The following is a 547-nucleotide window of genomic DNA, read 5'->3' on the forward strand; positions in this document are numbered from 1 at the left end:
TTGGTGCCTTCGGGAACTGTGAGACAGGTGCTGCATGGCTGTCGTCAGCTCGTGTTGTGAAATGTTGGGTTAAGTCCCGCAACGAGCGCAACCCTTATCCTTTGTTGCCAGCGGTCCGGCCGGGAACTCAAAGGAGACTGCCAGTGATAAACTGGAGGAAGGTGGGGATGACGTCAAGTCATCATGGCCCTTACGACCAGGGCTACACACGTGCTACAATGGCATATACAAAGAGAAGCGACCTCGCGAGAGCAAGCGGACCTCATAAAGTATGTCGTAGTCCGGATTGGAGTCTGCAACTCGACTCCATGAAGTCGGAATCGCTAGTAATCGTAGATCAGAATGCTACGGTGAATACGTTCCCGGGCCTTGTACACACCGCCCGTCACACCATGGGAGTGGGTTGCAAAAGAAGTAGGTAGCTTAACCTTCGGGAGGGCGCTTACCACTTTGTGATTCATGACTGGGGTGAAGTCGTAACAAGGTAACCGTAGGGGAACCTGCGGTTGGATCACCTCCTTACCTTAAAGAACCTGCCTTTGTAGTG

The 547-nt window shown here is 52.7% G+C and carries 1 rRNA gene; it reads left to right on the top strand.

From position 1 onward, the window contains the following. Nucleotides 1–522, top strand: a 16S ribosomal RNA gene (locus tag HMPREF3140_RS09410); the annotation flags it as partial. Nucleotides 523–547: the final 25 nt, after the last annotated feature.

It is taken from the genome of Klebsiella sp. HMSC16A12, from assembly GCF_001808265.1.
In the GTDB taxonomy this organism is placed as follows: Bacteria; Pseudomonadota; Gammaproteobacteria; order Enterobacterales; family Enterobacteriaceae; genus Klebsiella; species Klebsiella pneumoniae.